The sequence below is a fragment of the Endozoicomonas sp. ONNA2 genome (assembly GCF_024606365.1).
GTDB lineage: Bacteria > Pseudomonadota > Gammaproteobacteria > Pseudomonadales > Endozoicomonadaceae > Endozoicomonas.
This window is the reverse complement of record NZ_JAHHPO010000110.1, coordinates 1-1,281: the sequence shown is the minus strand read 5'-3', so window position 1 is coordinate 1,281 and position 1,281 is coordinate 1. Positions and strand designations below refer to the sequence as shown.

The following is a 1,281-nucleotide window of genomic DNA, read 5'->3' as shown; positions in this document are numbered from 1 at the left end:
ATGATTGCGGTGGAACATCTGAATATGTGGAAGTTATTTTCAGACAATTCCTTAGTCTCCAAACCCGGGAAAAAGTTCCGGTTCAGACATGGCATAGGTATCAAATCTCCACTTCATGCAAGTGGTCAGGGATGAGAATACCGTGATATTCCACAGGAACACGATTCAAATTACTTAACAGCTGGTAAGGAATAGTGCCAGCCCCCTGCGCCACCTCATTAACAGGCAAGTCATCGCCCCACAGGATGGCACGATCCCCAATCTGCACCTCGGGCACATCAGTCAAGTCCACCGTCAACATGTCCATGGATACTCTGCCCACCAGCGGTACACGGTAGCCATTAACAAGAACTGGTGTTCCATTAGCTGCGTGACGCGGGTATCCATCCGCATAGCCAATTGCCACCACACCGATTCGGGCAGGTCTGTGGGCGATCCACTGGCTGCCATATCCAACGGAGCTTCCTGCGGGAATGGCTTTGATGCTGATGATAGCTGAACTGAGTTCCATAACCGGTTGTATCTTCTGCCGGATACCATGAGCTTGCAAAAATGGAGATACCCCATAAAGCAGCAGGCCAGGACGATTCCACTCGCCCCGCGCTGCTTTCAGGGCAACGAGCCCGGCAGAGTTACAGAAGCTGCGTTCACCCGGCAGGCCATGGGTGTATGTATTGAATGTTGTCAGCTGCTGCTGCGAATGCTCACTGTCTGGCTCATCTGCACAGGCGAAATGACTCATTAACACAATGTCTTTGACAAAAGAGAGATCATTGAGTTGTTTCCAGACTTTGCGATACTCATCAGGGGCAAAACCAACCCGACCCATACCAGAATCCATTTTCAGCCATAGCCTTATGGGATGTTTGCAAGGATGGGCGACTAATGCATCAATCTGATACTGATGATGGATCACGGTATCCAGACGATACTGGTCAATCATCGCCAGTTCTGACGGTTCAAAGAAGCCTTCCAGCAGCAGTATGGGCTGTTTGATGCCGGCGGCGCGAAGTTCCAGGGCTTCTTCAATACAGGCAACGGCAAACCCGCTGGCAATATCGGCAAGGGCGGTAGCACAGACGGTTGCACCATGGCCATAGGCGTCTGCCTTTACCACCGCCATCACCTGACCCGCGCCCTTGGCAGATAGTTGCTGGGCAATACGATAGTTATGACGCAGTGCATCAATATTTATCCTTGCTGTTGCTGGTCGACCCATGCCTTGTGAGATTCCCCGGGAGATGCCAATTAAAGGCAGCATCCTATCAATTTATAATTAAC

General features: G+C 50.9%; 1 protein-coding gene. It reads right to left on the bottom strand.

What is annotated here, in order from left to right; translation table 11 throughout:
- Positions 1 to 100: 100 nt before the first annotated feature.
- Positions 101 to 1,219, bottom strand: a complete 1,119-nt coding sequence (alr, locus tag KDK14_RS01970) for an alanine racemase (protein WP_257263339.1) — start codon at positions 1,217 to 1,219, stop codon at positions 101 to 103.
- Between the last annotated feature and the right edge of the window lie 62 nt (positions 1,220 to 1,281).